The sequence below is a fragment of the Apibacter sp. B3919 genome (genome assembly GCF_026537405.1).
Lineage (GTDB): Bacteria > Bacteroidota > Bacteroidia > Flavobacteriales > Weeksellaceae > Apibacter.
The window spans coordinates 69,515-90,225 of record NZ_JAFNMG010000004.1 but is presented as its reverse complement, the minus strand read 5'-3'; the positions used below and the strand labels follow the sequence as shown (position 1 = coordinate 90,225).

The 20,711-nt window shown below is 29.3% G+C and carries 19 protein-coding genes; 5 read left to right on the top strand and 14 right to left on the bottom strand.

Annotation, left to right across the window (positions count from 1 at the left end):
* Positions 1-103: 103 nt before the first annotated feature.
* The 13 genes from J3U20_RS07625 to lnt form a co-directional block, all read right to left on the bottom strand.
* The gene (locus tag J3U20_RS07625; RefSeq protein WP_160542717.1) at positions 104-670 is read right to left on the bottom strand and encodes a hypothetical protein; all 567 of its coding nucleotides are present in this window, start codon (positions 668-670) and stop codon (positions 104-106) included.
* 305 nt (positions 671-975) lie between these two features.
* Positions 976-1,659, bottom strand: a complete 684-nt coding sequence (locus J3U20_RS07620) for a hypothetical protein (protein WP_160542718.1) — start codon at positions 1,657-1,659, stop codon at positions 976-978.
* Positions 1,652-3,166: a hypothetical protein gene (locus J3U20_RS07615; protein WP_160542719.1), complete on the bottom strand. Its 1,515-nt coding sequence runs from the start codon at positions 3,164-3,166 to the stop codon at positions 1,652-1,654. Before J3U20_RS07615 ends, J3U20_RS07620 begins: the two co-directional genes overlap by 8 nt.
* Positions 3,167-3,267: 101 nt before the next feature.
* Positions 3,268-3,444 (bottom strand): hypothetical protein, encoded by a 177-nt coding sequence (locus J3U20_RS07610; RefSeq protein WP_160542720.1) that lies wholly within the window; start codon positions 3,442-3,444, stop codon positions 3,268-3,270.
* Between the two features lie 615 nt (positions 3,445-4,059).
* Positions 4,060-7,833: a hypothetical protein gene (locus J3U20_RS07605; protein WP_160542721.1), complete on the bottom strand. Its 3,774-nt coding sequence runs from the start codon at positions 7,831-7,833 to the stop codon at positions 4,060-4,062.
* A 403-nt stretch (positions 7,834-8,236) separates the two neighbouring features.
* On the bottom strand, positions 8,237-9,610 hold the full coding sequence (gene mnmE / locus J3U20_RS07600; RefSeq protein ID WP_160542723.1) for a tRNA uridine-5-carboxymethylaminomethyl(34) synthesis GTPase MnmE: 1,374 nt from the start codon (positions 9,608-9,610) through the stop codon (positions 8,237-8,239).
* Positions 9,611-9,630: 20 nt separating this feature from the next.
* A complete protein-coding gene (def, locus tag J3U20_RS07595) occupies positions 9,631-10,227 on the bottom strand; it encodes a peptide deformylase (protein WP_160542724.1) in 597 nt (198 codons plus the stop codon).
* A 4-nt stretch (positions 10,228-10,231) separates the two neighbouring features.
* A complete protein-coding gene (locus J3U20_RS07590) occupies positions 10,232-10,714 on the bottom strand; it encodes a hypothetical protein (RefSeq protein WP_160542726.1) in 483 nt (160 codons plus the stop codon).
* 23 nt (positions 10,715-10,737) lie between these two features.
* A complete protein-coding gene (ftsY, locus tag J3U20_RS07585) occupies positions 10,738-11,694 on the bottom strand; it encodes a signal recognition particle-docking protein FtsY (protein WP_105297294.1) in 957 nt (318 codons plus the stop codon).
* 92 nt (positions 11,695-11,786) lie between these two features.
* Positions 11,787-11,939, bottom strand: coding sequence for a DUF4295 domain-containing protein (locus tag J3U20_RS07580; protein WP_105297293.1), 153 nt, complete (start codon positions 11,937-11,939; stop codon positions 11,787-11,789).
* A gap of 12 nt (positions 11,940-11,951) precedes the next feature.
* A complete protein-coding gene (rpmG, locus tag J3U20_RS07575; RefSeq protein ID WP_055425117.1) occupies positions 11,952-12,134 on the bottom strand; it encodes a 50S ribosomal protein L33 in 183 nt (60 codons plus the stop codon).
* 14 nt (positions 12,135-12,148) lie between these two features.
* Positions 12,149-12,388 carry a 50S ribosomal protein L28 gene (rpmB, locus tag J3U20_RS07570; RefSeq protein ID WP_055425116.1) on the bottom strand — a complete coding sequence of 80 codons (240 nt, stop codon included), beginning with the start codon at positions 12,386-12,388 and terminating at the stop codon, positions 12,149-12,151.
* An 86-nt stretch (positions 12,389-12,474) separates the two neighbouring features.
* Entirely contained in the window at positions 12,475-14,133 is a 1,659-nt protein-coding gene (gene lnt / locus J3U20_RS07565) for an apolipoprotein N-acyltransferase (RefSeq protein WP_160542728.1), read from the bottom strand.
* Between the two features lie 47 nt (positions 14,134-14,180).
* Between lnt and J3U20_RS07560 the strand changes: the two genes are divergently transcribed.
* The 4 genes from J3U20_RS07560 to mgtE all read left to right on the top strand — a co-directional run bounded on the left by J3U20_RS07560 (position 14,181) and on the right by mgtE (position 18,356).
* Positions 14,181-14,759: a rhodanese-like domain-containing protein gene (locus J3U20_RS07560; RefSeq protein ID WP_160542730.1), complete on the top strand. Its 579-nt coding sequence runs from the start codon at positions 14,181-14,183 to the stop codon at positions 14,757-14,759.
* A gap of 24 nt (positions 14,760-14,783) precedes the next feature.
* Positions 14,784-15,491 (top strand): hypothetical protein, encoded by a 708-nt coding sequence (locus tag J3U20_RS07555; protein WP_160542732.1) that lies wholly within the window; start codon positions 14,784-14,786, stop codon positions 15,489-15,491.
* A gap of 166 nt (positions 15,492-15,657) precedes the next feature.
* Positions 15,658-16,923, top strand: coding sequence for a DUF2130 domain-containing protein (locus tag J3U20_RS07550; RefSeq protein ID WP_160542734.1), 1,266 nt, complete (start codon positions 15,658-15,660; stop codon positions 16,921-16,923).
* A gap of 95 nt (positions 16,924-17,018) precedes the next feature.
* Entirely contained in the window at positions 17,019-18,356 is a 1,338-nt protein-coding gene (mgtE, locus tag J3U20_RS07545) for a magnesium transporter (RefSeq protein ID WP_160542736.1), read from the top strand.
* Between the two features lie 2 nt (positions 18,357-18,358).
* Here mgtE and J3U20_RS07540 read toward each other — a convergent pair whose 3' ends face one another.
* Positions 18,359-19,405, bottom strand: coding sequence for an ABC transporter substrate-binding protein (locus tag J3U20_RS07540; RefSeq protein ID WP_160542738.1), 1,047 nt, complete (start codon positions 19,403-19,405; stop codon positions 18,359-18,361).
* A 428-nt stretch (positions 19,406-19,833) separates the two neighbouring features.
* Between J3U20_RS07540 and J3U20_RS07535 the strand changes: the two genes are divergently transcribed.
* Positions 19,834-20,711, top strand: an 878-nt coding sequence (locus J3U20_RS07535; protein ID WP_267435037.1) for a leucine-rich repeat domain-containing protein, incomplete at its 3' end; no start/stop codon positions are given.

Genomic DNA, 20,711 nt, shown 5'->3' with positions numbered 1-20,711 from the left:
GAAAATGTGGCTCTATTTACATCAGATAATTTATCAATATTTCCTTTATTTTGCCCAACTGCTCCTACATTCATTATCGTATAATTTCAACTTATTTATTAATTTAATCTAATTCAACTACTTTCATTGATTTTACCTTTGTACTTCCTTCGTACAATTCTATTTTATATAAAAGATATTTAGGTTTTTCTATAAGAGATTCATAAATTACAGGAATTACTACATTTGCTTTATTTAGTAAAACATTAGCTTTATAAATTTTCATCCAACTGTCTAAAGGTTCTTGTATCTTTATTATATCTAAGTTATTATTACATATTTCATCATAAAAATAATCTAAGGTGTATAAATCATTTTTTCCCTCTAATATATCTAAATAGTACATATATTCTTTAATATCCAAAGAGTTAGAAAGTTTATTATTAATCGAATAAAACCTATATGTTTCAGGATAAGAATTTATCAAGTTATTAACAGAAATTGTGTCCTCAATTTCATTTATATCATAAAACATTGCTTCATATCCAGGCGAATATTTCATATTCAATGAAATTGGACTAACTCCTACTATATGACATTTTTTATTATTTTGAAGTTCTTTAGAATTAAGAATTGATTTATAAATATTTAATTTAACTGTATCTATCTCAGAATAACAAATTCTATACATAGAGCAACTATCCTTAATCTGCCCGCTAAATAGATTTAATTTACAAAAGAACAAACTAAGAAAAAGTAAAGCTTTCTTATTGTACATCATCTTAATCCACAACTTTTACTGATTTAATCTTTCCATTTTTTGAAAATGCGCCTTTATTAAGCATATATTTTTTTTATTTCTTTATTATTTATTATTCGAGTATATAATCATAAGGCTCACCTTCAACAACTATTGTAAAAAAAATAAAAATGTTTAATTAAAATTTAATTTTTTTTACAATTAGTATAAATTATAATTTCTAATGAAAACACTTTTTAATTTATTATATCTCTTTCCTCTTTTCCACCACTTATTATTTCTTTGAATATTTCTAATTTACCTTTATCGTTATATCCTATCTTAATTTTGAATAAATAATATTTTTCTTTTTCAATCGATCTATTTCCATTTGATAATAATTCATATTTCACAGGTATTAAGACTTCTGAATTATAACTTCTATCATAGTATTTTTCATAAAAATCTATCCATTTATCAAGGGGTTTATATATTTTTATAATATCAAAACTAAAATCACATACATCAGGTTCAAAATCAATATTTTTAGGCAAATATTCAATATTATTTTTTTTAAGATTATAAATATAATCTGCTCCAACTTGAACCCCAAAAAACCTATCCGAATCTTCAAATATCCAGTATTTTTTTGGTAATTCTTTTCTTAATTCTTTCACTGATATACTATCCTTTGTTATATGAATATCATTATATAAATATCCATTTGATCCCCCTGTAGCAAAACCTGCTGTATGTCCGATATTTAATGAGAGTCCATTAATTCCAATTATATGACATTTTTTATTGCTTTTAAATTCTTTAGAAAGTATAATAGATTTATAAACTTCCGTTTTAAAAAAATCAATAAAACTTATAAGTGCATCTTCTTTATTACTTATTGATTGTCCGTGAAATTGGTTTATTAGAAAAATATTAATCAAAATCAAAATTTTTTTTATGCACATCATATTTTATGGTTTTATAGTATTTTATTGTTAATAATTTGTCTACATCATTCCTATTTATTTCAAACCTTCCATGGTCTTTTGGAAATTCTGGAGGATGATTTATTGTTCTATACCCCCTTTCTTCATCAAATATTATAATAGGTTTCATATTGGGATCTGGATCATTAGAACCATTTAAATATCCAAAATTAACAGAAAGAGAATCTTCCCTTTTAGATATATAAATTATTCTATCAGGTAAATTAATTTCTCTTCTGATAATGTTTCCTAATTTTGCTTCTACAGGAACAGGACCATTTATTTCTTTTTCTTTTTCAGCTAATTCATGAGCTTTATCGCTTAATTTTAAAATAGCATGTCCTATAAATTCATGTTCTAAAATTCTAGGCAAATTAAAATAACGATCAATTTTAGGCAAATCTATTTTGCATTGTTTGTATTTGTTCTCTAATGTATATATATATTTCCAACCCTTTTGATTCAAATTATCATCAAAATCAGCTAAATCAATAAAAGCAATATCTCCTATTTTTAAGCCTGGAGAAGGTTCTTTCATTTTTAACTCTTTTACTACTTGCATATTTACCTCAGGTATTCCCGGTACAATCCCTGAACTAACAGCTCCTTCTTCTTTTTTTAAATAAAGAACATTCCCATTATCATCGAAGTCATTAAATGAATATTTTTTATATCCAGACCAATTATTACTGATAGGTTCTGCTCTTATTTTATACCCAAAATTATATCCAAATAACAACTTACCCTTAGATACTTGATCTCTGCTTAATTCTCTTTTCCAATGTGCAATTGCAGTTGGAGATATTTTTTCATAGGCTGGAGCACATTCGCCCTTATAGTATAGCATTTCATTTTCTTTGTCATAGGCAATCTTGATACCGTATTCTTCATTAAATGCTTTTTGTAATTTCCTAGGTATGTCGTATATCTGTTGCCCCTGTTCATCATAAAATCGGGTATGTATTCCTCCTTGTTTGGTACTTACATTTACTTCACATTTCCCTTCTTTTTTCCAATTGGAAATATAAGCATATATAGTAATTTTATCCAAAGAATCAGTTTTCGAAATATCTAACGTTACTTCTTGTTTTCCTAAAGTTTTAGCCGATAATTGTACTGCATCTTCATTGAGCTGTAACGACAATTTAATTTTCATGAGTTCTGACGGCGATTTCAATTCCCTATTAAATTGAGTAATTTTAATTTTATAGGATTTTCCTTTTTCCACTGTTGAAACCTTTTCTCCTTCTTCATTTAAAGGACCCTCTATATGAATTACTTGCAAAGGCTCAGGCGGTTTATAATCATTCAAATATTCTACCCCACCTTGCTCCCCTGACATAACCACTTGCTTGGCGGAATAAAAGATCAAGTTATCATGGGTTGACTCTAATATAAGAGATTTTTTAGCTCTTTTAATACTTTCTCCGCCTATTCTACGAACAATGTTACCGCCTTCCATTTTTCACTCTTTTTTTAAATTTATTATATAGCTTTTGTGTCTTAATTATGAATTTTTGTGTCGAAATACTATCAACTGATTTTAAAATCTAATCTATTTAATCAGCTTTTCAAACGGATGTTTACTTCGGGTTTGCTTGCCGTATAATTGGTAAAAAAGATCTTTATGAACTTAATATAAAGAGTTTGAGGTTTTAAAAATTTAAGTAAGTAATCTAAATTTTCTGCTGTTGTAGAAGGAATTTTTTCTCCATAGACAGCCTGAAAGGTATATTTCATAGTATTCTGATTTAATAAATAGGCTCAACAAATATACTAGTATTTTTTATTTTATTTTATTTTATATTTTTCTGATATATATTTTGTCTGTTTTACTATAAATACAGTTTTTGTACGATTAATATAACAATATTTTATGTTTTTGAATGGATGATAATTTATAACGTTCTCAAATTGGAAATAATAAGATATCTTCTGAAGTTAACTGTTAATTATAAATATTAAAAACTATTATGAAGTTGTGTATTTTTTTGAATTTGATATCAAATTAAAATTAATTTTAATCATTGCCAATAAGTCAATAATTCAAACCCCTTAGTTATGACTTGATATATTACTTTTTTATTTTATTGATTTAAATAATTTAAGATAAAAAAATAATAATTAATCAATAAAAATTTGGGTAGATATAGTATAGGAAATAATCAGAAGGTAAAATATTTCCGTAATCCTTATGTTGAAAGGGATTTATTTGCTAATTTTTCTAATTAAATCTTTTTATGCTTCAGTTTAATTCTCAATACAGAAATCAACTTTACACATTAATAATGAATTATTTTATAAATAGTAAGACATTTCGTAAAAACCATCAAAGAATATTTAGTGATTTTTAAATTAATAATTAGCTATAACCCTTATTTTAGATTTATCTTTCTTATCATTATGAAATGATTTAATTAATCCTCTAGATTCTAAATTTTCAAATAGTTCTCTTTTATAAGGAAAATCACTAAATTTAGGTTTATGTTGTTTTTTAAATAATTCTTTGTAATTCCAATTCATACTTCCCACTAAATTAACAATCCCTGCATCATTTAACCGACTGAAATACAAATTAATCAATCTTATCTTATTTTCATTTGAGTTTGAATTTACAATAATTGATTGTAGAGTCTCAAATTTAAAATTAATCATTTCTGATTTTAGAAGTATAATATCTCCAACTAATTTAGATATATCCTTACTATCAATTATTGTTTTTTCTTCCAATTTTGAAATGTAATTAAACTTATTATCAATAGTAATTTTATTTGACTTTAATATCAACAAAATATCTCCTTCATCTGTTTCAAAATCATTAATATTTTCAATGAATTTAGTGAAATCATTTTCAATTAATGTTATATGATTATTAGGGAAATTCTCTCTTAGTAAATCATAATTTGATTTAGTTGTAGTAAAAATCTTATTCGTTAAATACTCAATCTTATTCTCACTTAAATTTTCAAAAGAAAGAGATTCTCTTGTATAAATACTACTCTCAAACAATTTTACATAACTGTCATCTGAAATTTCATTACATAAAAGAAGATTTCTTCTGAAAGAAGAATAATCAAAAGTTTCAGATTTATGAGGCATCTTCTCATTTGCTAAAGCTAAATACACATATTCAGAATTTAAAAATTCAACTAAAATTTCATTTACTGTATTTTCATAGCTTGTATAATAGTTAATAATATTTCCCCAAACAGGTATCACACTATTATTTATTAACAATAAATCCTTAATCCCTATTTCTTTAATTATAGATAAATCAGGTATAACTGTTTCTACCTTTTGAATTATTTTAATTTTTAGTTTATCTTCTAATTTTTCATTATTTAAAAGTAAAAGTAAACTCCATACATCCTCAAATTTATTTTGTTCTAATTTTAAATAAACATTTTCTACATAAGTATTTATATTAGAAGTAATATATTCAACCAAAGGTTTACAATTAGATTTATGTATTGTTGAGTAATTAGAAGTTTCAAAGGTATTTCCTACATTCCTCTCTCCAAATATTGAAATCATTCGAAATATATTATCCTTATTTATCTTATAATGATTATTAAAATAAATATAATCAAATAGTTTTTCAACATTATTTCTATCAATATCTAAACTATTAAATTTTATATTTAAACTCTTTATTATTTCAGATACTTTATTTTTTAATTCAATATAATAATCGGTTTCATCATTAGTCTTTATCAACTTTATAAAATCAATTTTTTCTTCAAACGCTTCTTTTAATTTATCTTTATTCTGATACTTCAAAATCGATTCAACTTCACTATAATCAATGATTAAACGTAAATACTTAAACTGTTTTTCAAAACTATAATTATCATATACATATTCCCAAAACCCTTTCCACATTTCAACTAATATCTGTATAAATATCTTTAAAGGTCTATTTTCATCTTCAATATATTGGTCTATAAACTCTATCGACCTTCCTTTTTCACTTGATAACAATTTAATTATATTGTCGTATTGCTTTGAGTATTCATCGTATTTATTTCCTAATAAATCTAATAAGTCAAAATTTAAAATTGTTTCTCTGTCAAAATATTTTAATTCTAAATGATTATCAATAAGATTTTCAATATGTGTTAATTTATAATTAAAATATGTATCAATACCACTTTTTACATTTCGTTCAAAAATTTTATCTTCTTTAGTAAGTGATATTCCATGAAATAGTGAAATATAATCATTGTAATTTTCATTAATGTATCCCTCCAAAACTAAATTTCTTAATAATCCATTATTAGAAAAATCTTTTAAATAGTGGTTGATATCAACTTCTTTAAAAACTTGTTTTAAATCCCAATTATGAATTTCTATTTTTTTATCTTCTAATTTTTCAATTTCTTTATGAAGTAATTCAACTCTATTATTAAATTTACTTTCTATAAAATTAACTCTTTCTTTATATGTGAAATTTGTATTAACTTCATTTTCTATTTCTGAAAATTTAAATCTTAATGCGCGATCCACTCTCAGATCATAACCCAAATACTTATAAGATAAATTTTCATTTTCAATTAAGCTATTAAACTCTTTGTCTTCTAATAATCCAATAATATTAATATTATATATCGAAATATTAGTAAGTTTTGTTAAAATTTGACTAATATAAAGTCTTCTTAAATCTTTTATATCAGAGATATTTTCATTAGTAATATTCTTAATTTGTTTTTCCAATTGTATTATTTTAATATCTACATCCTCAACAAATTTTTTAATATATTTTTTCTTATTACTAATTAAATTATAGAGTTTTCCATCATTATTATTTAATTTATTAAAATCTTCTGGATCAACATTTTTATAAGTAATAATTGCAAATAGTTCTTCCGGTTTTTTAATGAATTCAGGTTTCAAAACATTTCTATAAATCACAAATTCATGAAAAATATTAATTAATAACCTCATATCAATATCATCAATGAAAGTAGTAATATCTGAAAGAAATTCTTTTGGAAATATATTTTCTTCTAACCCTGATTCTTTTATTAAATTTATTAATGGTTCATCTGCGTTATACGAATTTATAAACGGAATAACTGGAATAATGTAATCAAAGAATTTTACTCTCTCTTTTTTATCATTAAATAAATCATCTCCTACTGCATATAGAAATTTTATCCCATGTTTTCTGTATGATTTTTTATTCTTTATGGTATCAGCATTATTGAGTAATATATTCAATTCTCTTAATTTAGTAAATATATTAGTATTATCGAACCTGTCCAAATCTTCAATAACTACCACATTATACGAATTCTTTTCAAAATAATATAAGATTTCATCATAATGTTCATTGAGTATTGATTTATTGGAATTATCTCCAATTTCAATTTCCCCCTTTAAGTTCACCTTATTTATTTTGGAATTACTAAATAGTTCAACTATTAATTTTGAAAAATACCCAATGCCTAAAAATGAAATTAAAAATACAAAAATAGAATTCCAATCTAAACTATCACTTAATATCCACGTATTTGGATTTAACTTATCTAAATAATTATATTTATAGAATATAACTATACTCGACAACCACAATATAAATCCAATAGGAAATAAAAACCTTAACTTCCATTTTGGTATATTAATAATTCTTTTAAAACGAGATTCCGGAAGGTTTGAGGGCTTTACCTTATAAACAATTTGTTGTAATATACTTATTTCAAGCCGTCTTTCAAGTTCTTCATTATTTATTAAAGTTTCTTTAAACTCATTAGCAATTTCCTTTTCAGCTTCTTTTTCAGTTTTTCCATTTTTAATTTTTAATTCATACAGTTCTTTGAAATTTTCTTTCGACTTAGTTTGATTAAATGCAGCTAATGAAATATTCAAAAATTTATATTCTTTTTTATTCCAATGCTGAAACGTTTTTAATATAGTGCTTTTTCCTGAACCATATCCTCCTGTTAATGCAATATTATTTATACCTTTAGCTTTTAAAGTATCTCCTAATTTATCTAAATATGGTCGAATTTTATCAATATCTTCTTTTTTAGTTAAAACTTTAGGAGCAAGCGAAGATATGGATATTACTTCTTCATCATTTTTTTTACTCTTATCTGAAAATAAAGAAGATATAAAACTAAAATTCATAAAACAGGTTTTATACAAATGTACAAAAACCTATTTATCTCATAATTCTATTTATGACTATATCAAGCAAAATTTCATATAAATTAACCCTCCTTTAAAAACTTTAAAGATGAATATATCTTATCCTATTATGTAAATTCCAATTTATCATAGTAAATTACTTTACCATATTTTTGGAAACTCATTCCAATCGATAATAACATCAATACTTACTTCTTTATATAAGTTTATAAATTCGGCATTGATTAGATTACTTATTAATTATAAAAGATAATAATTAATCAATAAGAATTTGGGTAGATATAGTATAGGAAATAATCAGAAGGTAAAATATTTACATAATCCTTATGTTAAAAGGAATTTATTTGCTGATTTTTCTATTTAAATCTTTTTATGCCCCAGCCTATTTACCGATACAAAATTTACCAAAAATATTTCCTAGCAGTTCATCATTAGAAACTTGTCCCACGATTTCCCCGAGCGCTTCCAAGGCACGTCGCAAATCAATGGCAATCAATTCGCTGCTTAATCCGTTTTGTAAACCTTCTTTACATAAAAGTAAAGATTCTCTCGCACGAATCAAAGCATTCACATGACGTACATTAGTTACAATTGTTTGAGAAGTGGACTTTTGAGATTCTATATACGAATACATGTTTTCTTTAAATTCTAAAAGATCCGGATTTTGCTTAACAGAAACCATCAGTACCGTATATTTCTGCATAATTTCATCGGGGATTTCAGAAACAGTAAATTTGCTATTCTTGTCCAGCTTAGTTAAACATACAATGATAGATACGTCTTCCCTCTGAAATTTAATAAGATCAGATTGTATCTCTTCCCAATTTAACTCTGTTACATCTGCCAAATATAATATAATTGAAGCTTCCTTGGCTTTTTCCAAAGCCTTGGCTACTCCTATAGCTTCTATTTGATCTTCCGTTTCCCGTAATCCCGCCGTATCTATAAATCGAAATTGAATACCATTAATAACTAACGATTCTTCAATGGTATCTCGAGTAGTTCCCGCAATATCGCTGACAATGGCCCTTTCCTCCTGCAATAAAGCATTTAACAAGGTTGATTTTCCTGCATTTGGCTTTCCTAGAATAGTAACCGGAACCCCGTTTTTAAGAGCATTCCCGTAAGAAAATGATTCGATTAAAGGATTAATAACCCCTAAAATCTTATCCATCAATTGTACTAATTGAGAACGATCGGCAAATTCAACATCTTCCTCAGAAAAATCCAATTCCAGCTCTAGAAGTGAGGCTAAATCCAATAATTCAACTCGTAATTCCTTGAGAAGAGATGAAAATCCCCCCCTCATTTGAGACAGGGCCATGTCGTGACTGGCTTTATTTTCGGCCGAAATTAAATCGGCAACTGCCTCGGCCTGACTTAAATCTATACGTCCATTAAGAAAAGCACGTTGTGTAAATTCACCTGCCAGAGCCAATCGACACCCTTTTTTAAGTAATAAGGACAGGATTTGCTGTTCAATATATTGGGAACCGTGACATGTGATTTCCACCAAATTTTCTGCCGTAAAAGTTTTAGGAGCTAAAAAAACGGAAACCATCACTTCATCAATCGTTTCATTTTCATCTTTAATAAAACCATAATGAACCGTATGAGAAGGTACCTCATTTAGATTTTTACCCTTAAAAACAGAATTAACTAAAGAGATTGAATTTTTACCGGAAACCCTGATAATTCCTAATGCCCCTGTTCCCGGTGGAGTAGCTAATGCACAAATAGTATCTTCAAACAACATCAATATAGATAATAAAAAAACTAATTAGGTTTACAAAGTTTATCAATATAAAGCTTTCCTTGCAGATGATCGAATTCATGTTGAAAAATAGTACCGGTATAATCTTCGGCACGGCTTCCACCTAAAAATTTATGAGTAACCTTTTTTTCATTTTGGTCCGTATATTCCACCTCAATCCAGGCATAACGTTGCGAAGTTCCATATCGGTTAGGTACGGATAAACATCCGTCATTCTGAAAACATAGTAATTCGGTAGAATGGGAAATAATCCGTGGATTAATAGCAACTTCTACCGTTTTTTCTTCCTTATCCAATCGATAAAATAAAAAAACATTTCGATTTACTCCAATTTGAGGTGCTGCAATTCCTACTCCGTTTTCTTCCAACATAGTTAAGTACAGCTTCTTTATCAGCTGCTCCAAGTCTTTATTATTGTGTATTTTTTTTATTCGTTTAGAAGGTTTTCTAACAATCAGTGAATCCTCTTTGTGATTTATCTTTAAAACTCTTGCCGGAGAATCGGGTGACTGATAAATAATTGCTTTCTCTGAAGAGGTAAAACAACTTCCACATGATGTTAGTATGACAAACAATGTCAGATATGCTATTTTATACATTTTTTTAAGGTTTGAGTTTTTTTGGGTTGTTGATTTTTATCAGTATTTTATTTTTACTATCCAGAAGTGTAGAAAAAAACTCGCTCATCTTTTGGTACTCTTCCGAATCCTGAGGATTTATAAATGAATATTCCTTACCGGAACATAAGACTATCTTGTATTTAGTATCTTTCCCATCATACAAACGTTTACTCTCACCGCTTTTAATTTTTTCAAGTAAATGAATATCTAAAGTAGATTCTAATTTTTTCCAAACAACTTCAGGCGTTTTTTCCAGCTCTTTTGCGCTTGTGTTCGTTCTTCTGATAATTGAATGATACGAACTATTCTCTTGAGTAATCATAAAAGATTCTTCCCAACCATTCATCCCTCCGTAATTAGAATACTCAACTTTGTAAAGCTTATTCTTGCTAACAGTTTTAGGTTGCTGAGATTTACAAGCAAAGCAAGTAACCAGCATGATAACTAAATAGATAATTCTTTTCACTTTGGATTGAATTGCTTAAACTTTTAATTTTTTTTGAAAAAGCTGTCTACAAACTCATATTTATTAAAGGGTTGGAGATCTTCCATTTTTTCGCCCACACCAATATATTTTACCGGAATTTTAAACTGGTCGGATATACCGATCACTACTCCTCCTTTGGCTGTACCGTCCAATTTAGTAACCGCTAAAGCACTAACTTCTGTAGCTGCCGTGAATTGTTTGGCCTGTTCAAATGCATTTTGTCCGGTGGAACCGTCTAATACCAATAATATTTCATGAGGAGCATCGGGAATTACTTTTTGCATAACCCTTTTTATTTTACTAAGCTCATTCATTAAATTAACCTTATTATGCAAACGTCCCGCAGTATCAATTAATACCACATCGGCACCTTGCGCTTTGGCAGATTGAACGGTATCAAAAGCCACAGAAGCAGGATCTGATCCCATGCTTTGTTTAATTATTGGAACTCCTACTCTTTCAGACCATATGACTAATTGATCTACGGCTGCCGCTCGGAACGTATCCGCAGCTCCTAATATAACTTTCTTTCCTTGTTGTTTAAATTGATAAGCAAGTTTTCCTATAGTCGTTGTTTTTCCAACTCCATTAACTCCCACTACCATGATAACATACGGTTTTTTATCCTCCGGAATTTCAAATTCAGAATCAGAACTTTTATTTTCTGCCAATAAATTCATAATTTCTTCTTTTAGAATTTGATCTAATTCCGAAGTATTCATAAATTTATCTCTAGCAACCCGTTCTTCTATTTTTTTTATTATTTTAAGTGTGGTTTCAATCCCTACATCGGAAGAAATCAGCACTTCTTCTAATTCATCAAGAACCTCATCATCGACTTTACTTTTTCCTGCAATAGCTCTCCCAATTTTATCAAAAAAAGATCGGCTAGATTTTTCCAATCCCTTGTCTAATGTTTCTTTTTTCTCTTTTCCGAAAATTTTCTTAAACCAACTCATATAGGATATATAATATAACAAAAATAAAAAAAAAATCATTCACAATGAAGTGAATGATTTTTTTAAAACCTTAAAAACCTATGTTATGAAAACTATTTCTGTTTTAAAAATGTGTCTACGTTATCCGCATTCACAACTTTTTCTTCAAAAACGTAAGCTCCAGATTTAGGAGACTTAACCATTTTGATCACTTTGGTCATTTTTTTAGATTCTGTACGTAATGTTGCTACAACCTTCTTTGCCATGACTAAAATTTATTATTTAATTTCTTTGTGTATAGTATATTTTTTTAACACCGGATTGAATTTTTTCAATTCAATTCGTTCCGGAGTATTCTTTTTGTTCTTAGTTGTTATATAACGAGACACTCCCGGCATTCCACTCTCTTTATGCTCAGTACATTCTAAAATTACTTGTACTCTATTACCTTTCTTTGCCATTTTAATTTTAATTTTTAGTAATTGATAAGACCTTGTTTACGAGCTCTAGCTACAGCTTCTTCAATTCCTATTTTATCTATAATTCTTAAACCATGTGCAGATACTTTTAAAAATACCCAAGCATCTTCTGATGGTAAATAGAATTTTTTCTCCATCAAATTTATTTCAAAACGTCTTTTTGTTTTGTTATTAGCGTGCGACACATTATTTCCTACCATTGCACGCTTTCCTGTTATTTGACAAATTCTAGCCATTATCTTAAATCTAAATAATATTCTTTTTCCTTGAATCGGGTTGCAAATTAACAAATTATTTTTGACTCTACCAACTTTTTTACTTTTTATTTTTTGATATTGTGTTTCCTTTTTAGGGCATTCTTATTTATTTTATTTAAAAAGGTTTTGGATATCGCATAAGCCAATAATATTCCCGCCAGCAGCAATGCCAATCTGGCGATTACATCGCCGTATTTTACATAAGTTGTAAGTGAAGTATTTAAATTAATGTCCCCCCTTAAAGCCCCCCGTTTTCCATAGTCTAATTTTTCTACGATATCTCCCCGTTGGTTTATAAATGCTGAAATTCCACTATTGGCTGAGCGCCCTATATCTCTTCTGGTTTCAATGGCTCGTAATCGCGCATAAGCCAATAACTGCTTATGTCCTTGCGAATTGCTCCACCAAGAGTCATTGGTCATTATAAATAATGCGTTAGCTCCATTTTTCACGAATTCTCCGACGTATTCTCCATATATGCTTTCATAACATATTATGGGAGCGGCTTTTAATCGATTCTTCGAATTTGTGAATATAGTCGGATGGTCTTGTACTCCTAAACTTTCCATAGATCCGCCAAAATTCATCATATATTCTCCTAGTATAGGCTTTAATACAGCTGCATAAGGGAAATGTTCTACTCCTACCACTAATTTTGACTTATTATAATATTGAACCGGATCATTCAAATTTATCTGTACGGCAGAATTATATAGATCAATCCATTGATTATACTGTTTGAGATAACGGGCTGTAGGAGTTTGTTGTTGAGTAAAATATTCAGCTAACGATCCCCCCGATACTAAACTTAATTGAGGGTAATTTTTCAGCCATTGCTTTATTTGAGTTATGTAGATATCGTTTTCAAGATTGTTTACCATTACAAATCCATTTCCCGGAAAAGCGGTTTCAGGAGCAACTACAAATTGTGTGGCAGGGGTTATTTCTTTATCTACTGTTTGTAATAATTCTTGAAGAATTACAGTCCCGTCCAAACGATACTTATCGGCATATGGGTCAAGTGCCGGTTGAGCTAAAACCACTTCTATTTTTTCAGAAGCTTTTTCATGATACGATTGATATCTAAGGAGGGAAATAGCCAGGGGAATTCCTATAATGGCCAGGTTATAGCATAGAGATTTCCATATATAGGTTTTATTATGCGTAACTTGATAAGCTCGTATGTAATAAAAGAATATCAGGTTTGCTGTTAATACCCATAAAGTTCCGCCCAAAGTACCGGTTACTTCATACCATTGAATGACTTCAGGATAATCGGCAAAGGCATTTCCTAAATTAAGCCAGGGCCAGGACATTTCCCAAGTTAGATGAAATTTTTCAAAACAGATCCAAAGGGTTGGAAAGAAAATAATCCCGAAGCGAGTACCTGTTTTTCTTTTTACAAAATGAAAAAAAGTAAAAACGAAAGACATTAACAAACTGTTTACGAAAAGAGGAAACAAAAATGCCATCCAAGAATGAGACCCGTCCGGATTCTGTGCGAAATGTAACCATTGGGTTGCTCCCCAGTTCCAAAGGAAAAAGGTCAAATAGGATAATCCAAAAACCTTCAAATCGGAGAATTTTTCTTTTTTTACAGTAATATCATGTTCAACCAATAAAAGGGGAACAAAAGCAATAAACAGCAAAAAGGGAAAGCCATATGCAGGCCAAGACAGAGCAAGAAGCAATCCACTGACTATTGCCGGAATAAATCTTTTCATATACTTGTAAAAATAGTTATTTTTGAGTTTTTAAACGCTTCAAATCTATGAATAAATTATTTTTTATAGTTCTGTTCTCTTTGATTTTACTTTCGTGTAAAACTCATCACAGGGAATCAGTAAATACCTATACTACCCCACCCGAAGTAGGAATTCTTACTTCCGATTTACCCAGATACAGCAAACCTCCGGCATCCGTAAATTCTGTTAAATTAGATGAGTCTCTTCCTTCTTCAAAAAAAGACAGCATAGTTACTTCTAAGGATACCGTTTCTTCTCCTTCCCACACAATTAATAGAGAAAATCCTTTAATTCAAACAGTTCCGGTATCCACCTTTTCATGGGAAATAGGAATACGCCAAACGCAGATTGTTGATGTACGAACACTGGTTGAATACAAAAGTGGCCATATATATGATGCTGTTAATATGAGTGTAGACGATCCCAGCTTTGAAAACCAAATTCAAGAATTAGATAAAAACAGTCCGGTAGCCGTTTATTGTAAATCCGGAATAAGAAGTTTTTATGCGGCTAATATTTTAAAAGATCATGGGTTTCAAATCATTTATAATTTAGACGGAGGGCTTAACAGCTGGTTAAAAAATGGAAAGGAACTTGTAAAGTAAAAAATAATTATAATCATTAAATATATGAAGTCTATCTCAAAAATCTTAACTCTATGTTATTCTATTGTTTTACTTGTAAGTTGTTCCATACGCGAGGAAATTACGTTCAATCCTGAAGGCAATCTTACGTATTCTTATATGATTGATGCCGGTGAATTTATGAAAATTATGCCTGATAGTCTAAATAAAGGTATTTATAAAGACACTCTAATTTCATTCAACAACTTACTTACTCAAAAAAAGGATAGCATATCAAAATTATCTCTCGAGAATCAAAAAAAGTTAGAAGCACTTAAGCCTCTATTTATCAAAGTGCACCAAGATGAAAAGAAAGGGGAATTTTATGTATTGATTTACGGAGATTTCACCAATAGTGCGTCTTTAAATTCCGCTCTCGACGCTTTAAATTCTATTGATAATTCAAAAAACAACCCTTCTAAAAACATGGAATTTCTCACCAACTCAACTTTTCATTGGAAGGGCAACGTATTTAGTAAAAAATCCGTGAAATCCGAAAGTTTAAAAAATGATTCTGTGGCTCAAAGCATTCTCCCCTTATTTACCGGTGGTACTTTTAAAACCATTTATACGTTTCCCAAAGAAATAAAGAAAGTAAACAATTCTTCGGCCGTAATTTCTCAAGACAAAAAAAGTCTTTCTATGGTATTTGATGCTACCGAGTATTTGGCCGCTCCTCAAAAAACGGATTTAAAAGTGGAGCTGGTAAAATAATTACATAAAAAATTAGTACTTAGTACAATTTTTTTTTTTATACTTTTCGCAATGAAGTAACAAGATGCCGGTTTCAGTTGTAAAATCTAAAACAGCCTCCTAGTAACTCATTTACATTTATTTACATATTTTGTACCTTTGCGTTGTTAAATAGTAAATGTGTACTATGAATTCTCAAACTCAGATAAAATGCCCGAATTGTGGTAATGTAATCGATGTAAATGATATTCTTAAACATCAATTAGAGGAATCCATAAAGAAAGAATACCAGGAAAAATTTCTTTCATCTCAGAAAGAACTTCAAGAAAAAAACAATTTATTGGAGCGGCAAAAAGAAGAATTTGAGGCCAAGAAGAAGAAAGAGAATGAAATTTTTCAGGAAAGACTCTCTAAAATAACCAAAGAAAAGACTCTTGAAATTGAAAGTTATCTGAAAAAGAAAATTGAAGAAGAGAATCAAGAACGCATTTTTCTTTATGAAAAAGAATTAGCCGAAAAATCTGAAAAGCTTCAAGAGTTAAATAAGATGCAAGCGGAAATTTTCAAATTAAGTAGAGAAAAAGAAGAGTTGAAAGCCGTTTTTGAAGCAGAAGCTCAAAAAAAATTAAACGATGAACTTCTACGAGAAAGAGAAAAAATTCGCAAACAAGAAAATGAAAAAAATGAGTTAAAGTTTAAGGAGTTACTTAAACAACTGGAAGATCAGAAAAGGCTCACCGAAGAAATGAAGCGAAAACAAGAACAAGGATCCATGCAATTGCAGGGAGAAGTTCAGGAATTAGCTATTGAAGAATGGTTAGCTCAAAATTTTCCTTTAGATACTATTAACGAAATAAAAAAAGGAGTCCGTGGTGCCGATTGCCTTCAAATTGTAAATACCCGTGAAATCCAAAATTGCGGCTCAATTTATTATGAAAGTAAAAGAACTAAAGATTTCCAAAACTCATGGATTGAAAAATTCAAAAATGATATTCGTGAGAAAAAAGCAAATACCGGGGTTCTTATTACTGAAGTAATGCCTTCAGACATGGATCGAATGGGAATGAAAGAGGGCATTTGGATTTGTACCTTTAATGAATTTAAGGGGTTGAGTGCCGTTTTAAGACATTCCATCATTCAATTCAGCACCATTATCAAATCCCAAGAAAATAAAGGCGATAAGATGGAAATGCTCTATGATTTTCTAACCGGAAATGAATTCCGTTTACGAATAGAGGGTATTGTTGAAGGATTTACTCAAATGCAAGATGAGCTTAGTAAAGAAAAAAGGGCTATGATGAATATATGGTCCAAACGGGAAAAGCAAATCGAAAAGGTAATTGAAAATACTATTTCCATGTACGGCTCCATTAAAGGAATAGCAGGAAATGCCATTCAAAATATACATGCTTTAGAATTAAATTCTGACGAAACCTTAGGCTTTGATGAATAAATAATATACACAATACTAAAAAATATGCTTCTTTATATATAATTTAGAATTATATTTGCAGTACTCTTCAATAACATAACCTAAAAAAAAAGTCTATGGAAAAAAATATCTTTGAAGGCACTCCTATTGAAGATCTTCACCCAAATGACATCGCAGAACAACTTGAAGAGCTTTCCGAAAAAGATCGGATTTTAAACTTTTTTCTGCTTCCTCGTAATCAAAAAACGGATGTTTTTACGTATTTAGACCCTAAAATTCAACAAGAATTGTTGCATGGTTTAGGTAAAAAAGACATTGCCGATTTATTAAACGAAATGGCTCCGGATGACCGTACAGAATTTTTTGTAGATCTGCCGGACGATCTCATTAAAAACACCATAAACTTATTAGACGAAAATGAGAGAAAAATTGCTTTACAGCTTTTAGGATATCCGGAAGACAGCGTAGGTCGTTTGATGACGCCTAATTATATACAAGCTAAAAAATACTGGACGGTAAAACATACGTTACAACATATTAAAAAATATGGAAGGAAAGCAGAAACTCTAAATTTCATTTACATTGTCGATGAGAATGACAAGTTACTGGATGACATCAAAATAGGAAAGTTATTACTTGCCGATGATGACAGTAAATTGGAAGAATTGGGAGATGACAATTTCATTGCTTTAAAAAGCATGATGAACCAGGAGGATGCCATTCGCGTTTTTGAAGATTATGACCGAAGCACCCTTCCCGTTATTTCCGAAACCGGGGTATTGGTTGGTATAGTAACCGTGGATGATATCTTGGATATTGTTAAGGAACGAGATACGGAAGATATACAAAAATTTGGTGGTGTGGAAGCTTTGGATATTCCTTATCGTGATACTCCACTCTTAACTTTATTTAGAAAACGGGCCGGATGGTTAATCATACTTTTTCTTGGAGAAATGCTTACCGCCAGTGCCATGGTCCATTTTGAAGAGGAAATTGAAAAAGCCGTGGTTTTAGCCCTTTTTGTACCTCTAATTATCTCCAGTGGGGGAAATTCCGGATCTCAAGCGGCTACCCTGATTATACGGGCTATGGCTTTGCATGAAATCAAATTGAAAGACTGGTGGTACGTTATGAAAAAAGAAATTTTTTCGGGACTGTTATTAGGGATCACTTTAGGAGTAATTGGTTTCATCAGAATACTTATATGGCAAAATCTTAATTTTTACGATTATGGCCCTCATTGGCTGCTCATCGGAATTACGGTTGCTACTTCACTTATCGGAATCGTATTATGGGGAACTCTTTCCGGTTCTATGATTCCTTTCATTTTACGTTTATTTAAATTAGACCCTGCTACTTCCTCTGCTCCTTTTGTGGCAACGATGGTGGACGTAACCGGATTAATTATTTATTTTACTATCGCTTCTCTTATTTTAAGCGGTGTGTTACTCTAAATTTATTCTAATTTACGTAAATACGTTAATTGGTATTCAGGAACTAGTTCGGGATGTATGATTTTAATGAGATCCGATAATACTTTATCCGCATAAATGCTTCCGTACTCGTAATAGTCATTAGCGAGTGATTGGTTTTCTTTGTTATTTAATGCATATACGTTTCCTGATTGATACGCTTTAAACCATTCATAGTTTGTATTGGAATTTAACAAATCTCTTTTGGATTTAAAATTACTGGTTCCTATCCATAAATCGGCATTTTTAGCTTTACTTAGTACTTCTTCAAAAGTCATGGGAACCGATCCTGAATTTTTATTATCCTGCCATAAATAATGAGCTCCCGCATCTCTGAAAAGAGTAGCTAGAAAGCTTTTTCCTCCTGCCATATACCAGGAATCTCCATACATAATTCCGGTAAAAACGGTGGGTTTCGTACTTGTATGATCCGATTTTTCTTTTAATTTTAAATAGTTTTCTTTTACTATAGAAAAGATGCTGTCGGCCTTTGGGAGCTGTTTAAAAACTGTTCCGAATAGTTTTAGATATTCTGTTTTTCCTAATGGATGTAATTCCATAAATTCTTCTACATAAAGAATTTTAATACCCTGCTTAGACAGTTGATTCAAAATTTTTTCATAATTGGGGTTATGTCCGGTTATAATTAAATCAGGTTTTAAAGCTAAGATTTTTTCAAAATTCAACGTTCCGTCATTTCCTATATCTTCGATGGTATTGTTTTTAATTTTCTCTTTGATTTTTGGATTATAGAAATAATGGGGTGAACAAACACCTACAATGGAGTTAATCTCTCCCAATGCATCAATATACGCCGAGGCAGAAGTAGTAGTAATTACACATCGTTTACTTTTATAATGCTGCGGGAAAACTAAACGACTGCCCGCAGATGTTATAATTAGTTGATTATTTACATTTTGAATTGAAAAATTAGTGGCGTATTCGTTTTTAGACGAAACGGATTTTTCAAAAGATTTTCTGCAAGAAAATAAGACAATTGCAAATACACAAAAAATGAATATTTTCCTCATAAACAATTCATGATTTTCGTTACAAAACTACTTAAAGTAAACATTTTTTTAATTTATTATTACTCATATTTTTATTTTATCAATATATCGATTCAAATCTTATATATTATCACAAAATTAAGACTTCCTATTTTGAACTTTCTATTATAAACGTTTTTTATTCATTACTATTTAAAAATATAATCTCTTTAAGTATATAAAAACATAAAATTTAAATTTAATTGTTTAAACAAAGATTTAATACACTTATAAACATTTTATTTATTATTAAATATTATTATTTTTTTATTCCTTATTCATTATTTTTTAACATTTATTTTATGACATCAATCACATTTAATTAAATTATACGTTATTTTTTAAATATATTTGCTTTTATAACTATACTGTTTTTAATTTATTATTGAACGGTTTAACATTTATTTTTTATGAAGAATTTTTTACTTTTTTTATTTTATTTTTTATCCACATATTTTTTACAGGGTCAAGTAAAAGTCATTGATATGGTAGACCCCGGCAGCTTATCTAAGCTATTAGATAATGAGGTTAATTCGATTACTAATTTAACGATTAATGGAAGTATAAATCCTGATGATATAAAAACGTTAAATAATATGAAAAAATTAACGGTTTTAGATCTTTCCAATTCTTCGGTTACGGACGGAATACTTCCTACGGGTGCATTCAAAAGTAATTCCGTTCTAAAAGATATAATTCTTCCCTCCAATTTAACAATTATTTCTAAAGAAGCTTTTGAATATGCGTATAACATCAGCGTGGATGCTTCTAAATGCTCCCATCTTAAAAATATAGGCGAACATGCTTTTAATGGTGTTAAGGGTAAGGTAGTACTTCCCGATCATCTAGAATCATTACCTTTTAAATCTTTTAGATTTTTCAATGGTACAGTCGTTTTACCCAGAAATTTAAAAATTATCGGGCAAGAGGCTTTCTCGTTTTCTAACGTTAAAAATCTAGACCTAAGTCAAGCTCCAAATTTGCATACTTTGGGGGTTGATGCTTTCTACTATTCTAAAATTGACCAGATAGATCTGAGTAAAGCTCCCAATTTACACACTTTAGATAATGGTGTTTTTGAAAGCTGTCAGAATTTAAAACTTATTGATCTATCTAAAAATAATATGATTAAAAAAATTGGTCAAAATGCTTTTAATGGAGTTAACGGTAAGGTAATTCTCCCTGATTATCTCGAATCTTTACCTTTTAAATCTTTTAGATTTTTCAATGGTACAGTCGTTTTACCCAGAAATTTAAAAATTATCGGGCAAGAGGCTTTCTCGTTTTC